Origin of the sequence: Streptomyces sp. NPDC101227, from assembly GCF_044767545.1 — a bacterium.
In the GTDB taxonomy this organism is placed as follows: domain Bacteria; phylum Actinomycetota; class Actinomycetes; order Streptomycetales; family Streptomycetaceae; genus Streptomyces.
The window spans coordinates 147,884-165,591 of sequence record NZ_JBIWOD010000015.1 but is presented as its reverse complement, the minus strand read 5'-3'; the positions used below and the strand labels follow the sequence as shown (position 1 = coordinate 165,591).

Below are 17,708 nucleotides of genomic sequence, written 5' to 3'. Positions count from 1 at the left end.
GTCTCAGTCCGTGGTTGTCCACGACGGTCCGACGCAGACTGTTGCGTTTGGCCCCCTGTGGGAGCTTCCTGAAAGAGGTGTGAGATGCCTACCTTGCTCGCGTACCGTCGCGTTGTGCTGGCACTCTTCGACCTCGACAACACCCTGATCGACCGCGACGCGGGCCTTGATCGCTGGGCTAGTGCCTTCGTGCGCTCGCGCTCCCTGCCCCAGGAGACGGAGAAGGTGATCTGCGATCGGCTCCGCGAGCGGGCACAGCCTGAGGACTTCGTGGGCCTGGGGGCGACCCTCGGTCTCAGCGACGACCCGGGCGACCTCTGGCACGAGTACGTCGATGGCGTCGCGCGGTCGGTGCGCTGTGTCCCCGGGGCCCGCGAAGGGCTTGAATCGCTCCGCGGCGCGGGGTGGACCATCGGCATCGTGACGAACGGCGCGGGGGACATCCAGCGCGCCAAGCTCGCTGCGACCGGTCTGGCCCCGCTCTTCGACGGCATCTGCGTCTCGGGTGAGGTAGGGGCGCGAAAGCCGGAGCGTCGTCTCTTCGAGGCTGCAGCGGCGGAGTGCGGCGCGTCGCTCAGCGCTGGAGGGTGGATGGTCGGCGACAACCCCGAGACGGACATAGATGGGGCGAGGGCGGCGGGACTGCGGACACTCTGGGTGGCCAATGGCCGTGAATGGGCCGATGGCCTCCGCAAGCCCGACGTCATGGTGCCGGGCATAGCGGAGGCCATCGAGGTACTACAAGGGACAACGGGCTAGGTCGGCTCGCCGTGCGGGCCCGTGTGCAGCTCCTCTAGTACGAGTGCGAGATCCGGCGACGTGTCCTTGAGACCTGCCCACCGCGCCATCACGGCGGCTGCGGCATCGGCCAGGTCAGAGGGGAGGCCCGCCTCTTCGAGAGCGTCCGCCGCCTCATTCATCTCCGGGCCCCAGCGCCATGACCGAGCGGCGACCTTCGGGAAGTACGCGGTCTCTGCCAGGTAGCTGGTCGTACGGCCTTCGGCGATGTCGAGTAGCTCCGCCTCCACCCCATGGTCACTGGCCAGAGCGTAGGCGACCGCGGCCAGAACGCGGCTGGCCTTCTGGTAGCTGCTGTACGAGAGCTTGAGCGCGGACGCCTGCCCGACCTCGCCCGATAGGGGACGTGCTTGAACAGCGCTCCCGTCGAAGAGCTGGGCCACCGGGCGCAGTGCGTCGGCTGGACCGGACAGGTAGAGGCGAGGGCTCTTCGAGTCCGACGGCGGAGATCCGATCACGGAGCCGTCGACGGCAGTCGCCCCAGAGCGCCGCACGATGGCGCTCACGTTGGCCATCGTCGCGGGGGAAACGGCGTTCCCATCGACGTAGATTCCGGCGTACGAGCAAGCCGTGACGCTCCGCGCCACGTCTTCGGCGGCGGCCGGCGGGCACAGGCTCAGGATGATGTCGGCTCGATCGGTCATCTCGCTCAACGCGTGTACCGGCGTGAGGCCGTATCGCTCCGCTCGTTCCTTGCTGCTCGTGCTGCGTCCGGCCGGACACCACAGAACCTCAGCACCGCAGCGCCGCGCCTGTGCGGCGATGGCGGCTCCCATGCTGCCCGGGTGCAGGATGCCGAGCGTCGTCATCCGACAAGCTCCCGGACGTTCCGGCTCTCGGCTGAGGCACAGGCCGCGAGGGCGTCGATGATGGCGTTGGCGGACTCGGTGGGGCTCAGTTGGTCGGTCCGGAGAATGAGGGTCCAAGGCTCGGTTTCGTGGGCCAACAGATCCTCTCGGGTCTCGTGCCAGACCTTCACCCGAGCCTCCACGTCCTTGTCTCCGCGGCTGATGGAACGCGACTCCGTGACACCCAAGGGGCACCATAGGAGCACGCGAATCCAGTGCAGGGGGAAGGCCGCCACCGCACCGGCCCCCACGACCTGCCCCATGTGTAGAACCGGGATGCGGTCGGCGTCGACCAAGGTCGCGACGCCCTGCCGATCGATGGCGTACTCAGCGTCGTAGCGGGCGTTGCGGTAGAGGAGTCCTCCTGCGCGCGACAGCTCTTCAATGTGGTCGACGGTCGTGAGCCGGTAGCCCCTCGTACGCCCGGGACCGGCCTTGAGTCGCTCGAACAGAGCGAACTCAGGACGGAGCCGCGTCAGTTCACTGGTGATGGTGTCCTTGCCGGAGCCGGGCGGCCCGTACAGGATCACGCCGGACGACATCACAGCCCACCGCCGCTCAGTACGTCGCGCGCTTCGTCGACCAGCGCGACGGCAGCGCCAAGGCTGTTGTCGACAACGAAGTGCGGCCCCTGCGGACGGAACTTCAGATCGATCCCCGACGCGTATTCCTCCCACGCTTCCATCTTCCAGGCGTCACGTGCTGCACCTCGGAATTCGATGTATTCGCGCATCGATTCGAGGTCGCACTCGACCCATATGGTCGCGACCGAAACCCGTTTTGATCGGCAACGGTTCTGGAAGCGCTGCATCCATTCGGGTTGAGCGAATTCTGCTATAAACGGGGCATCGAGGATTGCTGAGATTCCGCAATCCAGGTTGTCCCATGCAGCTTCCATGAGGCACCGGTATTCCAGTGGGCGGACCTTCTCCCGGTAAAGCTCCGAACTCCGGTCGTGCGCCTCTCCGCCCAGCGAGACAAGTAGCTGGTCGACCAGCGGGCGCGTCAGTGAGTCCTTGTCGAGGATCGGCCAACCAGTGAGTCCGCCGAGGAACTTCGCGAACTCCGACTTCCCTGATCCGGCATACCCTCCTACCAGGATCACGGTCGGTCCGTCAGTGCTTGCCCCTGCTGTGTGGCGACTCCACGCGTTGACCACACGATTGCGCAGAGTCTCGCTGTCCACGTCGTCGGTACCTTCGCGGATGCTGCTCAACGCTTTACGTACTGCGTCCGGTTGATCGGGGAGCTTTCGCTCAGCGGAAGCGGGCGCCGGCACGGATTCCACAGGGGCATCCTCTCCGGGCAGGGCTTTACGGAAGCCGAGTTGGGCCTCATTGCGACGATAGAGGCGGCAGTATGCCCGGCGGTAATGCGGACCGGGGTATACCGAACCCTTTTCGTGGCCCCAGATCGTTTGGAAGTTCGCGGCAATGTTGAAGCCGTGTCTCTCCGCGATTTCGCGGAGCTTCTCCCCCGTGTCTTCCAGAGTGAGCCCAATCTCCTCGCGGTGCATTCGCAGGAAATCCGGCTTCCAATCTGGGTGCTTCCGAGCCATCTGCCCCTCCTAGATAGCTAGTCGGAGCCGCGAGTGTAGCGGCCCGACTAACGCTGTGGAAATTCGTGATAGCGCATGTGTAAGCGGATGTATAAAACCGCTTGGACTTTCTCAGGTAGCGGGACGTGATACCGGTTTTCGCGCCGTGGCGGTGAACTTGTGGCACACCGAACGAGGAGGTTCAGATGACCCACGGCGCGGCTGCTCAGGCCTCACTCCGGCTTGCTGGAAGGTCAGTTCCCTTCCAGGGCCGCGACGCGTTGGCGCAGGTCTCCAACTTCGGTCCGCAGTTTGCCAACCTCTTCGCGCAGCTCGGCCAAGGTCCCGACCGGATCGGCGAGCTGTGCGGCGGAGCGGCCGGCGTCGGCAGTCAGGAACACACCCTTGCCCTGATGGCTGACGACGAGCCTGTCGCTCTTCAGTTGATTGATGGCAGCGCGAGCCACGGTCACCGTGACTCCGTATGCCTTCTGGAGGTCCCCGTACGAAGGGAGCCGTCCGGTCTCTGCGAAGTCGCCATCCGCGATGCGTCGCCGCAGGTCATCGGCTACCTGCTGATAGGCGAACTGCTTGCCGGTCCACTCGACCATCTGCACCCCAAGTCTCGTTCAGTCTCTGCCTCATAGTGCCTGTGTCTCAGAGGTAGAACCAGCGGCCCACGCCGCTTGTTCCGGGAGGGGACTTGACCAACTCTGCCTCACAGTGCACTCTGAGGCAGAGTCGAGAAAGCGGCTCAGCCCAGAAAGGCAGAGCACTCGATCGACCTGCTTGACCTGCGTAAATGCGTCATCTGCGTCGCCCGGACGGCCCCGTGACACGGGCCGAAAGGAAGCGGTCGTTGCTTGAGAACTGAACAGCGTGCGGGCCTCTGAGCCGTCTCCCCCATAAGTGACGGCCGCGCGGATGCAAGACCGTGCACCACTTCAGCCCCTTCGCAGCGCGTCACGCGCTGCGGCCGGTTGCCTCCCCCGCCCGTCCGGGCCGCGTTAAGCGCGGGCCCGTACGGGCGGGGCTGAGGGGAGCCGGAATCCACTGGTTCCACAACGGCGCGCGGCTCCGGTGTTTGCCCACCGGAGCCGCTGACGGGCCGTTCCACTGTGAGAGGAGCACGACCCAATGAGGTACATCGTTCCTGTTCAGGCGGTCGTTACCGCCGCTGATTTCGACCGCGAGCCGACGACCGCGGAGCTGGATGCGATCGACGCGGAGATGCCACTCATCACCGCGCAGGATGAGCTGCTCGTCGCGCAGATCATGGTCCTGGACCGTTGGCCGTCCGAGCTGGACGCCCGGCGCATCCGCCGGGCCCGACGCAAGGTGCTCGCCGCCCGGCGCGAGCTGGCGAACCTGTCCGCCACGGCGATCGCGCCGGGGGTGGGGGCGTGAGCTTCCAGGACACCGCGCTGACCGCGGCGCACGCGGAGATCAAGGCCGAGCTGGCCCGCACCGACACCAAAGCCAGCCTGCTGCTGGCGTTCGTCGGTGCGGTGCTCGCCGGCGCCTGGACGGTCGCCCGTGACCTGCCGATGAACCTGCCCGCCTACGTGGCGGGCGGGCTCGGCATGGCGGTGCTGGTTGCGGCGGCCGGTCTGCTGCTGCGGTCGGTGCGGCCGAACCTGCGTGGCCGACACGGCTTCCCGCTGTGGGCCACCCTCACGGCGCAGGAGATCCCCGCCGCCGTCTCCACTGATCTGGCCGCCGACATCGCCGGACTGTCCCGGCTGGCGGTCGCCAAGTTCACGTGCCTGCGCCGCGCGGTCGACCTGACCTGCGCCGGTGGGGCGCTGCTGGTGGTGGCCGCGGCGATTGCATGGGGTGGTGCCTCATGAGCGTGAGCACTTACCGCGAGGAGCGGCGGGCCGACCAGGCCGCCACCGCCGAACAGCGCCGACTCGATGCGGCTGCGGCCGAGGAGCGGCGGGCCGAGCGTCGGCGGGCGGAGGATGAGCGGGCGGCGCGGCTGCGGGATCAGGCACGCACCGACCGGGAGACGGACCGTGCCGCGCGTCAGATGCGGCGGCGGGAGCGGGCCGAGCGTCGCCGCGAGGTGCTGACGCCGGCGGAGATCTACCGCCGGGGCACGCTCGCGGTGGTGACGGCCTCCGGGCTGGCGTCCCTGCCCGCCCAGGTCATGCACTTCGTGACCATCAGCCCGATGCTGCTGCCGCTTCCCCTGGCCCTGGAGGGGCTGGCGTGGGTGATGGCGGCCGGTGTCGCCTACGCCGATGCCCGCCACCTGCCCGGTTGGGTGCGGTGGCTGCTGCGGTCCCTGATCGCCGCATCCGCAGGGTTCGCCGCGTCGATCAACTACGGCTACGGCCTCTCCCTGACAGCGGAGGGGTTGAGCGCGGCGGATGCACGGGCGGTCGGTCTGGGGCTGGCCGCTGTCACCCTGCTGGGGCCGATCGCTTTCGAGATCCGCCAGTGGGTATCGACCCTGGACGCCGCGACCGGAACAGTCGATCCCGATCGACGTCGGCACTCCGGGCGCCGATCGAGGCATCACCGCAAGGTGGTGCGGATCGCCGATCGACTGGTCTCCGCCGCCCCGTTCGGTGACCTCGACCGGCAGGAAGCGTTCGCGCGGGCCTGGTCGATCGTGCACGGCTCCCCCGAACCGGGCATGACCCCCAGGCTCCACAAGCGGGCCACCAAGTCGGCCGACAAGATGCACAAGGCCAGTACCCGCAAGGATGCGGGCCCCGCCGACGAACGGTCTACGGCTGACATCGTCGTATCGACCCCGGCCCCGGCCGACCAGTCGAACACCCCACCCCCCGAGGCCGAGTCGGTTCCGACGCGAGCGAAGGTCGATCTGACCAAGCACACCGCCACCCCGACCCTGCCGGTCGACCTGGTTCAGCCGGTGTCGATCGCACCGGATCGAGCGGCCGCTGCGGACTCGACCAGGCCGCGCCGGGTGACCGGCAAGGTCCCGACCGCGGCCCGAACGCCCCGACCCAAGCGCACCTTCGAGCAGCTACTCGCCGAAGCTCGATCGGTCACGGCCGACTGGTCGATCGAGGACCTCACCGCCGAGGGAATCCGCAAAGCGGTCCGCACCGCGCCGGCCAAGGCAAGGGAGCTGCGTGAGGTCCTGCGAGCCGAACGCGCCGCAGAGGGCGGGGAGCCAGAGGGTGAGGCCGCGTGAAGCGGCTTGCCCTCGCCGACTGCTTCGACCCGACCGGCGAGCGCTTCGGCATCCCGACCTACCCGTGGAAGCTCGCCCCCGACGGCTACGCCACTCGGCGCCAACTACGGGCTCGCGGACTGCGGCCCGGCGGCCAGGAGGTAGCGGCTCAGCTCCTGCGGCCCCGGCGGCGCCGGGAGCCGCTGACGGCTCACCTCTACCGCATCGACCAGGCCAAGCCCGTCCGCCCCATGACGGCCGGCAAGCGGGCCGCCCTGGCAAAGGCCCTGGCGGCCCGCCGCATCTGCCCCGCCTGCCACATGGACGCCGGGTACTGCATCCCGCGCTCGCTCGGCATGTGCGTGCCCTGCACCGACACCACCAGCCTAACTGTCTGACAGGAGACACAGTGTCCAGCAACAACAGCCCCCGCGTCCTGCTTGAACTGGCCGCGCTTGCGGCCGAGCAGCGCGACGTGCGCATCCGTCTCCTGGACGGAGCAGGAGGCGTGGGAAGCCGCCCGCCAAGCCGTTGAGGAAAAGGCGCGGAGCGCGGCCGAGCGCGACGCGCAGGAGATGGTTGCGACCGTCTTCCCCGAGACGCTCGCTCGCGTGGTGCGCCTGGAGATGTGGCGTGGCTATCCCGGCATCGATCGTGTCTTCAGGGACCCGGTTCCGCCGTCGGCGGTCGCCTACCTCGGTGGCAGCGCCTACCTGCACTACACCGGGCTGGACAGCGGTGACTGGGTCATGACGCTGCATCAGCCGTGCAGCGCCTGTGGCGCCCGCATCGAGCACCGGCTGTGGGACGACATCGAGCTGGGTGCGGTCCTTGGCTCCGAGGACAACCCGCAGCTTTGCGGGACTCGTGCCTGCGAGTACCGATCCCTGGATCTCTTCGCGACCGGCACCAAGAGGGGCTGACATGAGCCGTCGCTACCAGTTCGACAACCCCCTCCCCGTCCCGCGAGAGCCGCAGCCGCCCCTCTACCGACCCGAGCCGATCGGCTCCCCGGCCGCCTACCAACACCCGCCCGTAGTCGTCCAGCACATCCACCAGGCCCCGCCCGACCGCACGGTTCAGCGGGTTGCGCTGGGCGCCGGTGCTGGAGGTGGCGCCGTGGCGGCCGGCGTGTACTTCGGGCCGCTGCTGGTGGCCGCCATCTCCTCCATCGCCATCTCCCTCGCTGTCGTCGCTCTCGTCGTGGTCGTGTCCGCGTGGGGCGTGGTGCACGTCGTGCGCACCATCGGCGGCCCGGAGGGTCAGGCCGCAGCCAAGGCTCTCCGGCGTAAGGGCTGACGGCCACTCCCGTCCCCCACGGCATGTCCGTGGGGGTGCGGTAGGGCCGGACAGTCCGGACCCGGGGAGGAACCCGCCATGGCGCAGGACCCGAAGCTCACCGCCACCGAGAAGGCCAAGCTCGCCGTTCTGGTCGGCCGCATGTGCAAGCGCGACCTGGCTGGACCCGACGTCCACCAGGACGACCTGGAGCGCCGCTTCGACCGGATCCTCGACGGCGCCCGCAAGCGCGAAGAGAAGAACGCCAGCAAGTAGCTCTACCCCGGGGCGGCCGATGGCTGCCAGGCGAACCGACCGCCCCGGGCCCTTCCCGTCCACACACGTTCTGCAGACAGGACCCCCAGCATGACGGACACCGTCATCCCCAACGCGCACCTGCGCGCCGTACCGGACACCCCCGCCACCGATGACGAGACCCCGGCCGTCCCGCCGGCGGTCGACAACCCCAACCTGCCCAAGCCGGGGGTGGTCAGCGAGAAGCGCAAGCCGATCCTGGCCGGGTGGCTGACCAACCGCCGCGACTTCGTCGCCACCGCCCGCCACGCCGCCGCCAACCTCGGCTACGCCGCCCTCTTCCACGGCGCCCGCCTTCCCGTGTACGCGGGCCGCCTGGCCTTCATGGCGCCACGTGGCACGTGCCGCTTCGTCGCCTCGACCAACCGGTGGGTGTGGGACCGTGAAGCGGCGCCGCTGCGGGCGTTCGCGGTGCAGCAGCAGGACGTCCAGGAGTACATGCGCCTGGCCCGGCTGCGGGCCGGACGGGTGCGCCTGCGGGGCCTGGTCACCCTCGTCGCCCTGGTCTTCGGCACGGGGTTCGCCCTGTGGCTCTACGTCATGGCACCTGCCCTGCTGTACGCGTTCGGGGCGGGCGGCGTCCTGCTGCTCGGGATGGCCGGACAGCAACCCGACGCGCCCGTCGCAGGCCCGGCGGTGCTCAAGACCGAGGTGCAAAAGCTGACCGGCTCCATCGTCCTGCGGGGCCTGGAGAGCATCGGCAACGCCAAAATCACCGCCGCCATCAAGAAAGGCGGCGACATGCACGGCATGCGCTTCACCAGCGAGATCGTGCGCGACGGCCCCGGCTACCGCGCGGACCTCGATCTGCCCTACGGCGTCACGCCCGAGGACATCATGGAGGCGCGCAAGCCTCTCGCGTCGGGCCTGCGGCGCAAGGTCGGCTGCGTGTGGCCCGCCCCTGACCCCACCGAGCACGAGGGTCGGCTGATCCTGTGGGTGGGAGACAGGCCGATGAACGAGACCACCAAACCGGCCTGGCCGCTGCTGAAGTCGGGGCAGGTGGACCTGTTCAAACCGGTCGTCTTCGGCAACGACCAGCGCATGCGCGATGTGACCGTGACGCTGATGTTCGCGGCCGTCGTCGTCGGCTCCATCCCCCGCATGGGCAAGACGTTCCTGATGCGGCTGCTCCTGCTCATCGCCGCTCTCGACCCGCGGGCCGAGATTCACGCGTTCGACTTCAAGGGCACCGGCGACTTCGGCGCCCTGGAGCCGGTGTGCCACCGCTACCGGGCCGGGGAAGAGGACGAGGACATCGAATACGTCGTCCAGGCCCTGCGGGAGCTGAAGGACGAACTGCGCAGGCGGGCGAAGGTCATCAAGTCCCTGCCGCGCTCGCGGTGCCCGGAGTCGAAGGTGACCCCGGAACTGGCCAGCGACAAGAAGCTGGGCCTGCACCCCATCGTGCTTGGGTTCGATGAGTGCCAGGTCCCCTTCGAGCACGAGAAGTACGGCGCGGAGCTGGAAGCGATCTGCACCGACATCACCAAGCGCGGTCCCGCGCTGGGCATCGTGGGCATGTTCGGCACCCAGCGCCCCGACGCCAAGTCCCTGCCGCCGGGCATCTCCAACAACGCCGTGCTGCGGTTCTGCCTGAAGGTCATGAGCCACCAGGCCAACGACATGGTGCTGAGCACCGGCATGTACAAGGCGGGCTATCGGGCCACGATGTTCTCCCGCGATGACAAGGGCATCTGCTGGATGTCCGGCGAGGGCGACGACCCCCGCATCGTCGCCAGCGCCTACGTGGACGCCGTAGGCGCCGAGACGGTGGTGGCGCGTGCCCGGAAGATGCGCGAGGAGTACGGCAACGTCACCGGCCACGCGATCGGTCAGAGCCCGTCTACGACCGCCGGCGCCGACATTCTTGGCGACGTCCTGGCCGTCATCGCGGCGGAGGAGAAGGCCGTGTGGTGCGAGCGCATCGCCGCCCGCCTGCTCGAGCTGCGGCCGGAGACGTACGAGGGCTGGAAGGGCGAGAACGTCACCGCGGCGCTCAAGCCGTGGGGCATCACGCCCAAGCAGGTCTGGGGCCAGAGCGACGACGGCGAGGGCAAGAACCGCCGCGGCGTCGAGCGGGCCGACATCACCGCCGCGATCACGCGCCGTGATGCCGATCGGGCCGCCGCCTGACCCGAAAACCAGCGCTAGGCCTAGCAGCCCGCGCTGCTAGGTCTAGCACCCCCGCTAGCGCCCCAAAGGGCCTGTGATCAGGCACCTAGCGTCTAGCGCCTGACCTGACCCAATCCCGAAAACCGCCCTGGAACGGGAGTTGACCCTGCATGCTCGCCGATAGTTTCTTCCCGCTGATCGCCGCACTCGCCGGTTACACGCTGTTGTGCATAGTCCAGCCGTTCGGCACCTGCCGCCGCTGCGACGGGTTCGGCCACCGCGTCCGCTACCGCCGCAACGGCAAGCCCAAGGCCGGCAAGGTCTGCCGCCGCTGCCACGGCCACGGCAAGCGCCTGCGCTTCGGCCGCCGCCTGCACAACCACACCCGCCGCATCCACACCGACGGCACCCGCACCCACCACACCGAACGCAAGGAGACCCTGCCGTGGCAATAACCCTCTCCGTCGTGGTCATCCTCGGCGTCCTGCTCGCCCTGCTCATCCGCTACAAGTCCCTCGGCCTGGGCGCTGCCGCCATAGCCGTCCTCTTCGGCTTCTACCTCGCCAGCACCGACGCCCGCCACACCATCAACGACCTGACCACCGCCGTCACCCGCGCCATCAGCGGCCACTGAGGAGCCCCCGTGTACGAAGACGACGACATGGCCTGCGGCGAGGGCCACTGCATCTGCTACTGCGTCGGCCTCCAGCACGCCTGCGCGTGCGACTGCCCCCGCTGTCCGTACTGCCAGCAGCTCCTTGAGGACTGCGACTGCGAGTAGCCATGGCTAGGGCGGCCCGCGTCTCGCCAAAGCCTCGGGCCGCCCTGGTCTCCAGCTCCAGCATGAAGAGGAGACACACAGCATGACCCAACCTGTCCCGATGCAGCTACTGGACGCTGCACTGAACGCCGCGGGACGCGACTGGCCCGTCTTCCCCCTCCGCCCCGGCGACAAGCGCCCCGCCGGTCACGCCGAGGAGCGCTGCCCCGGCACCGGCCGGTGCGCAGATGGGCACCGCACCCCCGAACAGCGCGCCACCACCGACCCAGCCGCCATCGAACGCTGCTGGCAGAGCGGCCGCTACAACATCGGCATCGCCACCGGCCCCGCCGGACTCGTCGTGGTGGACCTGGACCTGCCCAAAGACGCCGACGACGTCCCGCCGCCTGAGTGGGCAGGGATGCCGGACGGGCTGGACGTGTTCGGCGTCCTGTGCGAGCGCGCAGGTGAGCCCATGCCGACCGAGACGTTCACGGTGCGCACCGGCCGTGGCGGACTGCACCTGTACTTCACCGCGCCTGAGGGAAAGCGGCTACGTGGGAGCGCAGGGCGGTTGGGGTGGAAGGTCGACACCCGAGCCTGGGGCGGATACGTGGTCGCGGCAGGAAGCAGCGTCCACCGCCGGCCGTACGAAGTCATCCACGACGCTCCCCCCTCCCCCCTCCCCACGTGGCTTAGTGACCTGCTCACCCCACCGCCCGCACCCAAGCCGGTCAGCGCCACCGCGCTCCGCTCCCGCATCAAGCGCGCGGACCGCTACGCCGATGCGGCCCTGGCCGGGGAGGTCGCCAAGGTCAACGACGCCCCGACCGGCGCGCAGAACACCACCCTCTACAACGCCGCCTACGCGCTCGGGCGCCTGATCGCGGCGGGAACCCTCACCGAGCAGGACGTCATCGACCACCTCACGGCCGCTGGGGTGGCCAAGGGACTGGCCCCCTCGCGGGTCGCCGCCAGCGTCCGCGACGGCATCCGCCGCAGCACCGCCAACACCCAGGGAGCCGCGGTATGACCACCACCGACCGCATCAGCCCCGCCGAACCGACCCGCACCCCCGCCGGGAGTGGGGCGCCGAAGGTCGTCGCCGAAGGCGTCCTTTCAGCTCTTCGCCCTGACCCGCAGACGGTCACGGTGACCGGCATCAACCCCGGCTTCACGATCCGCGGCCTGGGCCGCGGCGAGATGCCCGTAGCGGACTGGCTGTGCATCTGCGGGCATCACGAACGCGCACGCGGCCGGGCCGCTGTCATCGCACTGAACAGCCGCGTGCGTGTGGGCCACTGCCTCCACAGCGCTACCGAGACAGACAGGAGGACGGCTGCATGAGCGCGCCTGAGACGGACCTGTGGGCAGGCTTCGACTCCGAGGCAGCCGAGGAACTGACCGGCCCGGTATGGGACGAGCCGGTACTCCTCAAAGCCCGCCGCGACCTGCCAGCTTTCCCCGTGGAAGCCCTGCCGGACTGGCTCGGGAACATGGTCGCGGCGGTGGCCGAGGAGACCCAGACCCCCACGGACCTGGCCGGATGCCTGGCCCTGTCGGTCATCGCCACTGCGGCCGGCGGACGCGCCACCGTCTGCGTGCGCGGCCGGTGGCGCGAGCCGGTCAATCTCTACACCGCCGTCGCTCTCGACCCGGGCAACCGCAAGTCCGCCGTCTTCGCCCTGATGACCGAACCGCTCATGGCCGTGGAGAAGGCCCTGGTGGAGCTGTCGGGCCCGGCCCGCGCCGAGGCGGAGACGACGGCCAAGCTGGCTAAGGCCGCCGCCGACAAGGCTGCCGCCAAGGCCGCGAACGCCGAGCCGGACAAGCGCGAGGCCCTGACGGCCGAAGCCGTGGCCCTGGCCCAGCAGGCGGAGGAGATGAAGGTGCCGTGCAAGCCGCAGCTTGTCGCGGATGACGTGACGCCGGAGAACCTGGCCACCTTGCTGACCGAACAGGACGGACGCATCTCCGTCCTGTCGCCGGAGGGCGGCATCTTCGACATCATCGCCGGCCGCTACAGCGGCGCCCCCAACATGGAGATCTTCCTCAAGGGCCATGCCGGGGACATGGTGCGCGTCAACCGGCAGGGCCGCGACGCCCAGCACATCGAACGCCCCGCCGTCACCATGGGCCTGGCCGTCCAGCCCGAAGTCCTGGAGTCCATCGGCACCATCAAGGGCGCCGACGGCCGCGGCCTGCTGGCCCGCTTCCTCTACGCCCAGCCCGAATCCCTCGTCGGCAACCGCAACCTGACCCCCGACCTCATTCCCGACGACGTCGCCCAGACCTACGCCCTACGCCTGGGCGGCCTGGCGATGGCCATGGCCGACTGGACCGACCCCGCCGTCCTGACCCTGACGCCCGAGGCGGACGCGGTGATGCTCGCCTACCAGAAGGTCACCGAATCCCGCATCGGCAAAGGCGGCTCGCTGGCCTCCATCGTGAAGTGGGCCTCCAAGCGGGACGGCGCGGTGGCCCGCATCGCCGGGCTGCTGCATCTGGCCACTCACCCGGAGGATGGGTGGGCCCGCCCGATCGAGGCTGCCACCATGGCCGCCGCCAGCGACCTGGGCAACTACTTCACCGCGCACGCCCAGTACGTCTTCGACGCCATGGGCGCCGACCCCGCCCAGGACGCCGCCCATCAGGTCCTCACCCACCTGACCGAGACACGGTTCAGCGGCTTCACCAAACGGGAGCTGTTCCGGGGCCTGTCGCGCGCCGACTTCCCCGCCATGGCCGACCTCGACCCCGCCCTGGCCCTGCTGGAGGAGCACGGCTGGGTCCGCGCCCAGCCCCAACCCTCACGCACCGGCCGTGGCCGGCCACCGTCCCCCCGCTACGACACCCACCCCGCCCTCACCCGGACCGCCTGACAAAAACCCCGCCACCGCTGACAGAAATGACAGAAATCCACGAACAGGACCCTGACCTGCACAGATGACGCCTTCTGGGCTCGTGACAGAAACAATAAAAAATCTGACAGAAACCCCCCGCGCGCTGGCCTGGGGCCCCGGCCCGGGTGAGCCACCTGCCGACGCCGGTGGTTGTGCCCGGCGAGCCCGCTGATTTCTGTCAGATTTTCCGCGATTTCTGTCACGCGCCCCCGTAGGACCGTTCCCGCAGGTCAGGGCACCGATCGGCGATTTCTGTCATTTCTGTCAGCGCTCCCGGCATTTATCTCCGCTCCACCCCTCGAAGGAGACCCGCCGTGCTGAGCACACCCGCCGTCGACACCCTCCGGGGTGGCCTGCCCGACCGCTACCTCAGCCCCGAAGACCTAGTGACGCTGTTCGGCCTGGAGAGCGTCGAGACCGTCTACACCTGGCGCAAGAAGCGCACCGGCCCGCCCGGATTCCGCGTCGGCAAACACGTCCGCTACGACCCCGCCGCCGTACGGGCCTGGGCCGAGCAGCAGATGGCCGCCGACGAAGCTGCCTGACATAACCGAGCACATTCACCCGCAGGGCGGGGCCCCACGGCCCCGCCCTGCGGCTTTTCCAGAAAGGACCATTGCCACATGGCTGGTCACATCCAAGACCGCTGGTACAAGAGCGAGACTGGACCGGATGGCAAGATCACCCGCGTCAAGACTGGCCGCCACGGCACCGGCCTGCGTTACCGGGCCCGCTACATCGGCCCCGACGGCACTGAGAAGTCCAAGAGCTTCCCCGACCGGCAGAAGCGGCTCGCTGAGCATTGGCTCGCTCGCATCGAGGCGGACATGTCCCGCGGCCACTACTTCGACCCCGACGCTGGCAAGGTCACCTTCCACCAGTACGTCAAGGGATGGCTGCCGACGCAGACCACCGACCCGGCGACGCGGGAGTCTGTGGGGATGCGCCTTCGACTGCACGCGATTCCGCATCTGGGCACGCGGCAGATGGATTCCTTCACGCCGTCGCACCTCCGAATCTGGATGCGGGCCCTGGAAGATGCAGGTCTCTCCGCCGCCTATCGGCGCGGCATCTTCGCCCACGTGTCGACGGTGTTCTCAGCGGCGCTGGAGGACAAGGTGATTCGAGAGAACCCCTGCCACTTCCGCTCCGTCAAGGCTCCCCGTTTGGACCCGCGCAAGGTGAGGCCCTGGCCGCAGGAGCAGGTCATCAAGGTGAGGGAAGCTCTGGCGGACCGGTATCGCGCGCTGGTGGACTTGGCGGCCGGGTGCGGCCTGCGACAGGGGGAAGCCTTCGGACTAGGGGCCGAAGATGTCGACCTCCTGGGAGGCGTGGTCCACGTCGTACGACAGGTCAAGCTCCTCCACGGCCGTCCGGTCTTCGCCCCGCCGAAGGGGGGCAAGGAGCGGGATGTCCCCTTGCCGGCAAGCGTGGCCGCTGTGCTGGAGGCACACATGACCCGGTGGCCGGCCGTGAAGGCCACGCTTCCCTGGAAGACCCTCGATGGGCCGCCGGTCACGGCGACGCTGCTGTTCTCCAGCACTGAGGGACTGTCGCTGAACCGTCACCGATTCAACCATCGGGTGTGGCGACCGACCCTTAGGGAAGTGGAGGTAGCCGTGAACCGCGAGAACGGCATGCATGCCCTCCGCCACTTCTACGCCTCAGTGCTGCTGGACGCAGGCGAGAGCATCAAGGCTCTGAGTGAATACCTCGGCCATCATGATCCGGGTTTCACCCTTCGGACCTACACACACCTCATGCCGAGTAGCGAGTCGAGGACGCGGGCCGCCGTGGATCGCGTACTCGGTGCCCCGAGCGACACGGTTCACGGCCCACAGGCGGCCCCTGAAGGCTGAAAGGTGCTCTGACCTGCGGCTATCTCAGAACCCGAAGTCCTGGGTCCACCAGGGCCCGCCCGGCCCGAAGTGGGCGCCCACACCTAGGGTCTTGTACTCGCAGTTGAGGATGTTGGCGCGGTGGCCGGGGCTGTTCATCCAGGAGTCCATCACGGACTGCGCATTGGCCTGGCCGCGGGCGATGTTCTCGCCGCCGAGGTCCGGAATTCCCAGGTCACGGGCGCGGTCCCAGGGCGTGTGGCCGTCCGGGTCGGTGTGGTCGAAGAAGCCGCGCGCGGCCATGTCGTCGCTGAAGCTCCGGGCCAGCCCGGCCAGTTGCCTGCTGGCGGTCACCGGGGAGCAGCCGGCCTGGGCACGCTCCTGATTGACGAGGTCGAGCACCTGCGCCTCGGCGGACGACTCCGGGTCGGCGGAGGCCGACGGGGTCGGGGTGCTCTTGGGCGTCGTCGGCGCGGCCGTCGGGCTCGCGGTCTTCGTGGGGCGGCGCGAACCGGACTTTTCCGCGGGGGGTTTGGCCGTACGGTGCGGGGAGGGCGAGGTGGACGGCGTCGCCGCGGAGGAGGGGCGGCCGGTGTCCGGGGCCGGGGGGCGGTCGCCGCCGCGGCTCGCCGGGTTCGTGGCCCGGTCGGTCGGCGCCGCGGAGTTGCCGCCCTGCGGTCCGGCGTCCGGCAGCGAGTCGGCGCGTATCCGCTCGCCGCGCTCACCGCCGCCGCCCACCTCGAACTGGCCGCCGCCCGGGATCAGTCCGGAGGCGACCGCCACTGCTCCCATGGCCACCGCAGCGGACGCGCCGAGCAGCCCGGTGCGTACCGGCGCCGTCCGGCGGCCGGGCGCCGCGCGATGCCCGGCGTGCCGGGCGGTACCCGCGGCCGCACCCGCCGATGCGTCAACAGGGCGAGCACCTATGGGTTCGGGCGCGTGGGGAGCAGAGCGTCGATGGCGGCCCATCCGCTGTCTTCCTTCCCCCGGTGGCAAGCACCGGCTCCACCGGAGCGGCTACCGCCGCAAACTTTCTCGGCGTCAAGTCAACTCACCCAAATGGGTGAGTCTCGATGTCGGGGGACTGTACGCCATGGCGTACCGGGCCGAGGTGCCCATCGGGCAATTGGCCGGTTAACGTGCACACATGAAGGAAGAGGTCCGGGTGACCGCGTGGGTACGCGGTCGCGTCCAAGGAGTCGGATTCCGCTGGTTCACCCGCGCGAACGCGCTGCGGATCGGTGAACTCGCCGGATTCGCGAGCAATCTCGGCGACGGCCGAGTCCAGGTGGTGGCCGAAGGGCCGAAGGACCGCTGCGAGCAGTTGCTGGACTGGCTGCGCACCGGAGACACGCCCGGCCGGGTCGACGGTGTCACTGAGATATGGGACACCCCCCGCGGCGGATATGACGGCTTCGAGATCCGCTGAAGGGCCCGTCGGAGCTGACCGTACGGCCGTCAAAAATGATCTTTGGGCTATGCCTTTGTCAGCTGCTCACAGGAGATAAGGCCTGGTGGTTGCCAACTCGGCCGACCCGTGCAAGGCTGCGGCTGTACGGATGATCTCCACACCCCGCGGGACCTTTCTGGAGAGTCTGCGCAGAGCCCTGAAGGCCGCGCACTCTCGGGCGCCCGACGATACGGGGTGTGATCGTGTTGACCCTCAAACCTTTTGGTGAGACTCTGGAATCCCCGCGCACCTTAGCTGTTTGGCATTGAAGACACCAGTAATGACAAGCACCGCGGGTGCGAATCCCTCACGACCCACACCGCTTCGGTCGGTCACTCAGTGTGGAGGACCATCCATCATGGCAAAGGCGCTTCTCGGTTACGTCGGCGGCTCCGACCCCCGAGTCCTCTCCGAGATGCGACGGCTTCAGCAGCGCGTCCAAGACCTTGAATCCGAACTTATTCGGATGCAGGCCGAAAACGACATGCTGTCCGCTGCCGCACGTCACGACGACTCGATGCTCGACATCGACGTACCCCAGGCGGAGCCCGCGCTCACCTGACCCCAACCCCAGGGCCGGTCGGGCTGCTCGCCAGCCGCTTGAGGCACCGCCGCTCTCTTCAAGATCTGCAAGGGACGCTTCGGCGTCCCTTCGTCGTTTCCCCGGTAGTGGTGGCCCTGGATTTCCCGGCCGTCGATACCGCCGATTCCCCCG

The 17,708-nt window shown here is 69.0% G+C and carries 24 protein-coding genes; 19 read left to right on the top strand and 5 right to left on the bottom strand.

The genetic code is table 11. The features are described from left to right. The first annotated feature begins 114 nt into the window (after window positions 1–114). The gene (locus ACIRPT_RS29980) at window positions 115–759 is read left to right on the top strand and encodes an HAD family hydrolase (protein WP_403502155.1); all 645 of its coding nucleotides are present in this window, start codon (window positions 115–117) and stop codon (window positions 757–759) included. Here the strand turns inward: ACIRPT_RS29980 and ACIRPT_RS29975 are convergent. The 4 genes from ACIRPT_RS29975 to ACIRPT_RS29960 all read right to left on the bottom strand — a co-directional run bounded on the left by ACIRPT_RS29975 (window position 756) and on the right by ACIRPT_RS29960 (window position 3,794). Then, complete coding sequence (locus ACIRPT_RS29975) at window positions 756–1,607, bottom strand: DUF1932 domain-containing protein (protein WP_403502158.1); 852 nt, start codon at window positions 1,605–1,607, stop codon at window positions 756–758. The genes ACIRPT_RS29980 and ACIRPT_RS29975 overlap by 4 nt on opposite strands. After that, the gene (locus ACIRPT_RS29970) at window positions 1,604–2,188 is read right to left on the bottom strand and encodes a guanylate kinase (protein WP_403502161.1); all 585 of its coding nucleotides are present in this window, start codon (window positions 2,186–2,188) and stop codon (window positions 1,604–1,606) included. Before ACIRPT_RS29970 ends, ACIRPT_RS29975 begins: the two co-directional genes overlap by 4 nt. After that, window positions 2,188–3,204, bottom strand: a complete 1,017-nt coding sequence (locus ACIRPT_RS29965) for an AAA family ATPase (RefSeq protein ID WP_403502164.1) — start codon at window positions 3,202–3,204, stop codon at window positions 2,188–2,190. Before ACIRPT_RS29965 ends, ACIRPT_RS29970 begins: the two co-directional genes overlap by 1 nt. A 233-nt stretch (window positions 3,205–3,437) precedes the next feature. Continuing rightward, entirely contained in the window at window positions 3,438–3,794 is a 357-nt protein-coding gene (locus ACIRPT_RS29960) for a winged helix-turn-helix domain-containing protein (protein WP_403502329.1), read from the bottom strand. A gap of 526 nt (window positions 3,795–4,320) precedes the next feature. On the opposite strand from ACIRPT_RS29960, the gene ACIRPT_RS29955 reads away from it, so the two are divergent. From ACIRPT_RS29955 to ACIRPT_RS29880, 16 genes are all read left to right on the top strand, one after another. Continuing rightward, window positions 4,321–4,590: a DUF6284 family protein gene (locus tag ACIRPT_RS29955; protein ID WP_403502167.1), complete on the top strand. Its 270-nt coding sequence runs from the start codon at window positions 4,321–4,323 to the stop codon at window positions 4,588–4,590. Beyond that, complete coding sequence (locus tag ACIRPT_RS29950) at window positions 4,587–5,033, top strand: Pycsar system effector family protein (RefSeq protein ID WP_403502169.1); 447 nt, start codon at window positions 4,587–4,589, stop codon at window positions 5,031–5,033. The genes ACIRPT_RS29955 and ACIRPT_RS29950 overlap by 4 nt, the downstream gene beginning before the upstream one ends. Next, window positions 5,030–6,355, top strand: a complete 1,326-nt coding sequence (locus ACIRPT_RS29945) for a hypothetical protein (RefSeq protein ID WP_403502172.1) — start codon at window positions 5,030–5,032, stop codon at window positions 6,353–6,355. The genes ACIRPT_RS29950 and ACIRPT_RS29945 overlap by 4 nt, the downstream gene beginning before the upstream one ends. Further along, the gene (locus ACIRPT_RS29940) at window positions 6,352–6,732 is read left to right on the top strand and encodes an RRQRL motif-containing zinc-binding protein (RefSeq protein ID WP_403502175.1); all 381 of its coding nucleotides are present in this window, start codon (window positions 6,352–6,354) and stop codon (window positions 6,730–6,732) included. Before ACIRPT_RS29945 ends, ACIRPT_RS29940 begins: the two co-directional genes overlap by 4 nt. Window positions 6,733–6,789: 57 nt before the next feature. Next, entirely contained in the window at window positions 6,790–7,257 is a 468-nt protein-coding gene (locus ACIRPT_RS29935; RefSeq protein ID WP_403502178.1) for a hypothetical protein, read from the top strand. 1 nt (window position 7,258) lies between these two features. Continuing rightward, entirely contained in the window at window positions 7,259–7,633 is a 375-nt protein-coding gene (locus tag ACIRPT_RS29930) for a DUF6251 family protein (RefSeq protein ID WP_403502181.1), read from the top strand. Between the two features lie 78 nt (window positions 7,634–7,711). Beyond that, a complete protein-coding gene (locus ACIRPT_RS29925) occupies window positions 7,712–7,888 on the top strand; it encodes a DUF6257 family protein (protein ID WP_403502184.1) in 177 nt (58 codons plus the stop codon). Window positions 7,889–7,978: 90 nt separating this feature from the next. Beyond that, window positions 7,979–10,063: a cell division protein FtsK gene (locus ACIRPT_RS29920; protein WP_403502187.1), complete on the top strand. Its 2,085-nt coding sequence runs from the start codon at window positions 7,979–7,981 to the stop codon at window positions 10,061–10,063. Between the two features lie 149 nt (window positions 10,064–10,212). Continuing rightward, window positions 10,213–10,497, top strand: a complete 285-nt coding sequence (locus ACIRPT_RS29915; RefSeq protein WP_403502194.1) for a hypothetical protein — start codon at window positions 10,213–10,215, stop codon at window positions 10,495–10,497. Next, entirely contained in the window at window positions 10,488–10,676 is a 189-nt protein-coding gene (locus tag ACIRPT_RS29910) for a hypothetical protein (protein WP_403502197.1), read from the top strand. Before ACIRPT_RS29915 ends, ACIRPT_RS29910 begins: the two co-directional genes overlap by 10 nt. A 9-nt stretch (window positions 10,677–10,685) precedes the next feature. Then, on the top strand, window positions 10,686–10,823 hold the full coding sequence (locus ACIRPT_RS29905; RefSeq protein WP_403502200.1) for a hypothetical protein: 138 nt from the start codon (window positions 10,686–10,688) through the stop codon (window positions 10,821–10,823). Window positions 10,824–10,905: 82 nt separating this feature from the next. Beyond that, the gene (locus ACIRPT_RS29900; protein ID WP_403832665.1) at window positions 10,906–11,835 is read left to right on the top strand and encodes a bifunctional DNA primase/polymerase; all 930 of its coding nucleotides are present in this window, start codon (window positions 10,906–10,908) and stop codon (window positions 11,833–11,835) included. Beyond that, a complete protein-coding gene (locus ACIRPT_RS29895; RefSeq protein ID WP_403516383.1) occupies window positions 11,832–12,149 on the top strand; it encodes a hypothetical protein in 318 nt (105 codons plus the stop codon). The genes ACIRPT_RS29900 and ACIRPT_RS29895 overlap by 4 nt, the downstream gene beginning before the upstream one ends. Next, window positions 12,146–13,684 (top strand): YfjI family protein, encoded by a 1,539-nt coding sequence (locus ACIRPT_RS29890; RefSeq protein ID WP_403832662.1) that lies wholly within the window; start codon window positions 12,146–12,148, stop codon window positions 13,682–13,684. Before ACIRPT_RS29895 ends, ACIRPT_RS29890 begins: the two co-directional genes overlap by 4 nt. A gap of 335 nt (window positions 13,685–14,019) precedes the next feature. Then, entirely contained in the window at window positions 14,020–14,250 is a 231-nt protein-coding gene (locus ACIRPT_RS29885) for a helix-turn-helix transcriptional regulator (RefSeq protein ID WP_403512633.1), read from the top strand. Window positions 14,251–14,328: 78 nt separating this feature from the next. Further along, window positions 14,329–15,564: a tyrosine-type recombinase/integrase gene (locus ACIRPT_RS29880; protein WP_403512636.1), complete on the top strand. Its 1,236-nt coding sequence runs from the start codon at window positions 14,329–14,331 to the stop codon at window positions 15,562–15,564. A gap of 24 nt (window positions 15,565–15,588) precedes the next feature. Here the strand turns inward: ACIRPT_RS29880 and ACIRPT_RS29875 are convergent, their stop codons facing one another. After that, on the bottom strand, window positions 15,589–16,512 hold the full coding sequence (locus ACIRPT_RS29875) for a CAP domain-containing protein (RefSeq protein WP_403832659.1): 924 nt from the start codon (window positions 16,510–16,512) through the stop codon (window positions 15,589–15,591). A gap of 178 nt (window positions 16,513–16,690) precedes the next feature. On the opposite strand from ACIRPT_RS29875, the gene ACIRPT_RS29870 reads away from it, so the two are divergent. After that, window positions 16,691–16,972: an acylphosphatase gene (locus tag ACIRPT_RS29870; RefSeq protein WP_403832657.1), complete on the top strand. Its 282-nt coding sequence runs from the start codon at window positions 16,691–16,693 to the stop codon at window positions 16,970–16,972. A gap of 379 nt (window positions 16,973–17,351) precedes the next feature. After that, a complete protein-coding gene (locus tag ACIRPT_RS29865; RefSeq protein WP_046925798.1) occupies window positions 17,352–17,555 on the top strand; it encodes a hypothetical protein in 204 nt (67 codons plus the stop codon). Window positions 17,556–17,708 lie beyond the last annotated feature (153 nt).

Excerpts from the sequence above, each read along its gene's own strand:
- ACIRPT_RS29975 (WP_403502158.1), bottom strand. The coding sequence starts at position 1,607 with ATGACGACGCTCGGCATCCTGCACCCGGGCAGCATGGGAGCCGCCATC.
- ACIRPT_RS29970 (WP_403502161.1), bottom strand. The coding sequence starts at position 2,188 with ATGTCGTCCGGCGTGATCCTGTACGGGCCGCCCGGCTCCGGCAAGGAC.
- ACIRPT_RS29965 (WP_403502164.1), bottom strand. The coding sequence starts at position 3,204 with ATGGCTCGGAAGCACCCAGATTGGAAGCCGGATTTCCTGCGAATGCAC.
- ACIRPT_RS29960 (WP_403502329.1), bottom strand. The coding sequence starts at position 3,794 with ATGGTCGAGTGGACCGGCAAGCAGTTCGCCTATCAGCAGGTAGCCGAT.
- ACIRPT_RS29955 (WP_403502167.1), top strand. The coding sequence starts at position 4,321 with ATGAGGTACATCGTTCCTGTTCAGGCGGTCGTTACCGCCGCTGATTTC.
- ACIRPT_RS29945 (WP_403502172.1), top strand. The coding sequence starts at position 5,030 with ATGAGCGTGAGCACTTACCGCGAGGAGCGGCGGGCCGACCAGGCCGCC.
- ACIRPT_RS29930 (WP_403502181.1), top strand. The coding sequence starts at position 7,259 with ATGAGCCGTCGCTACCAGTTCGACAACCCCCTCCCCGTCCCGCGAGAG.
- ACIRPT_RS29925 (WP_403502184.1), top strand. The coding sequence starts at position 7,712 with ATGGCGCAGGACCCGAAGCTCACCGCCACCGAGAAGGCCAAGCTCGCC.
- ACIRPT_RS29920 (WP_403502187.1), top strand. The coding sequence starts at position 7,979 with ATGACGGACACCGTCATCCCCAACGCGCACCTGCGCGCCGTACCGGAC.
- ACIRPT_RS29915 (WP_403502194.1), top strand. The coding sequence starts at position 10,213 with ATGCTCGCCGATAGTTTCTTCCCGCTGATCGCCGCACTCGCCGGTTAC.
- ACIRPT_RS29900 (WP_403832665.1), top strand. The coding sequence starts at position 10,906 with ATGACCCAACCTGTCCCGATGCAGCTACTGGACGCTGCACTGAACGCC.
- ACIRPT_RS29895 (WP_403516383.1), top strand. The coding sequence starts at position 11,832 with ATGACCACCACCGACCGCATCAGCCCCGCCGAACCGACCCGCACCCCC.
- ACIRPT_RS29890 (WP_403832662.1), top strand. The coding sequence starts at position 12,146 with ATGAGCGCGCCTGAGACGGACCTGTGGGCAGGCTTCGACTCCGAGGCA.
- ACIRPT_RS29880 (WP_403512636.1), top strand. The coding sequence starts at position 14,329 with ATGGCTGGTCACATCCAAGACCGCTGGTACAAGAGCGAGACTGGACCG.
- ACIRPT_RS29875 (WP_403832659.1), bottom strand. The coding sequence starts at position 16,512 with ATGGGCCGCCATCGACGCTCTGCTCCCCACGCGCCCGAACCCATAGGT.
- ACIRPT_RS29870 (WP_403832657.1), top strand. The coding sequence starts at position 16,691 with ATGAAGGAAGAGGTCCGGGTGACCGCGTGGGTACGCGGTCGCGTCCAA.
- ACIRPT_RS29865 (WP_046925798.1), top strand. The coding sequence starts at position 17,352 with ATGGCAAAGGCGCTTCTCGGTTACGTCGGCGGCTCCGACCCCCGAGTC.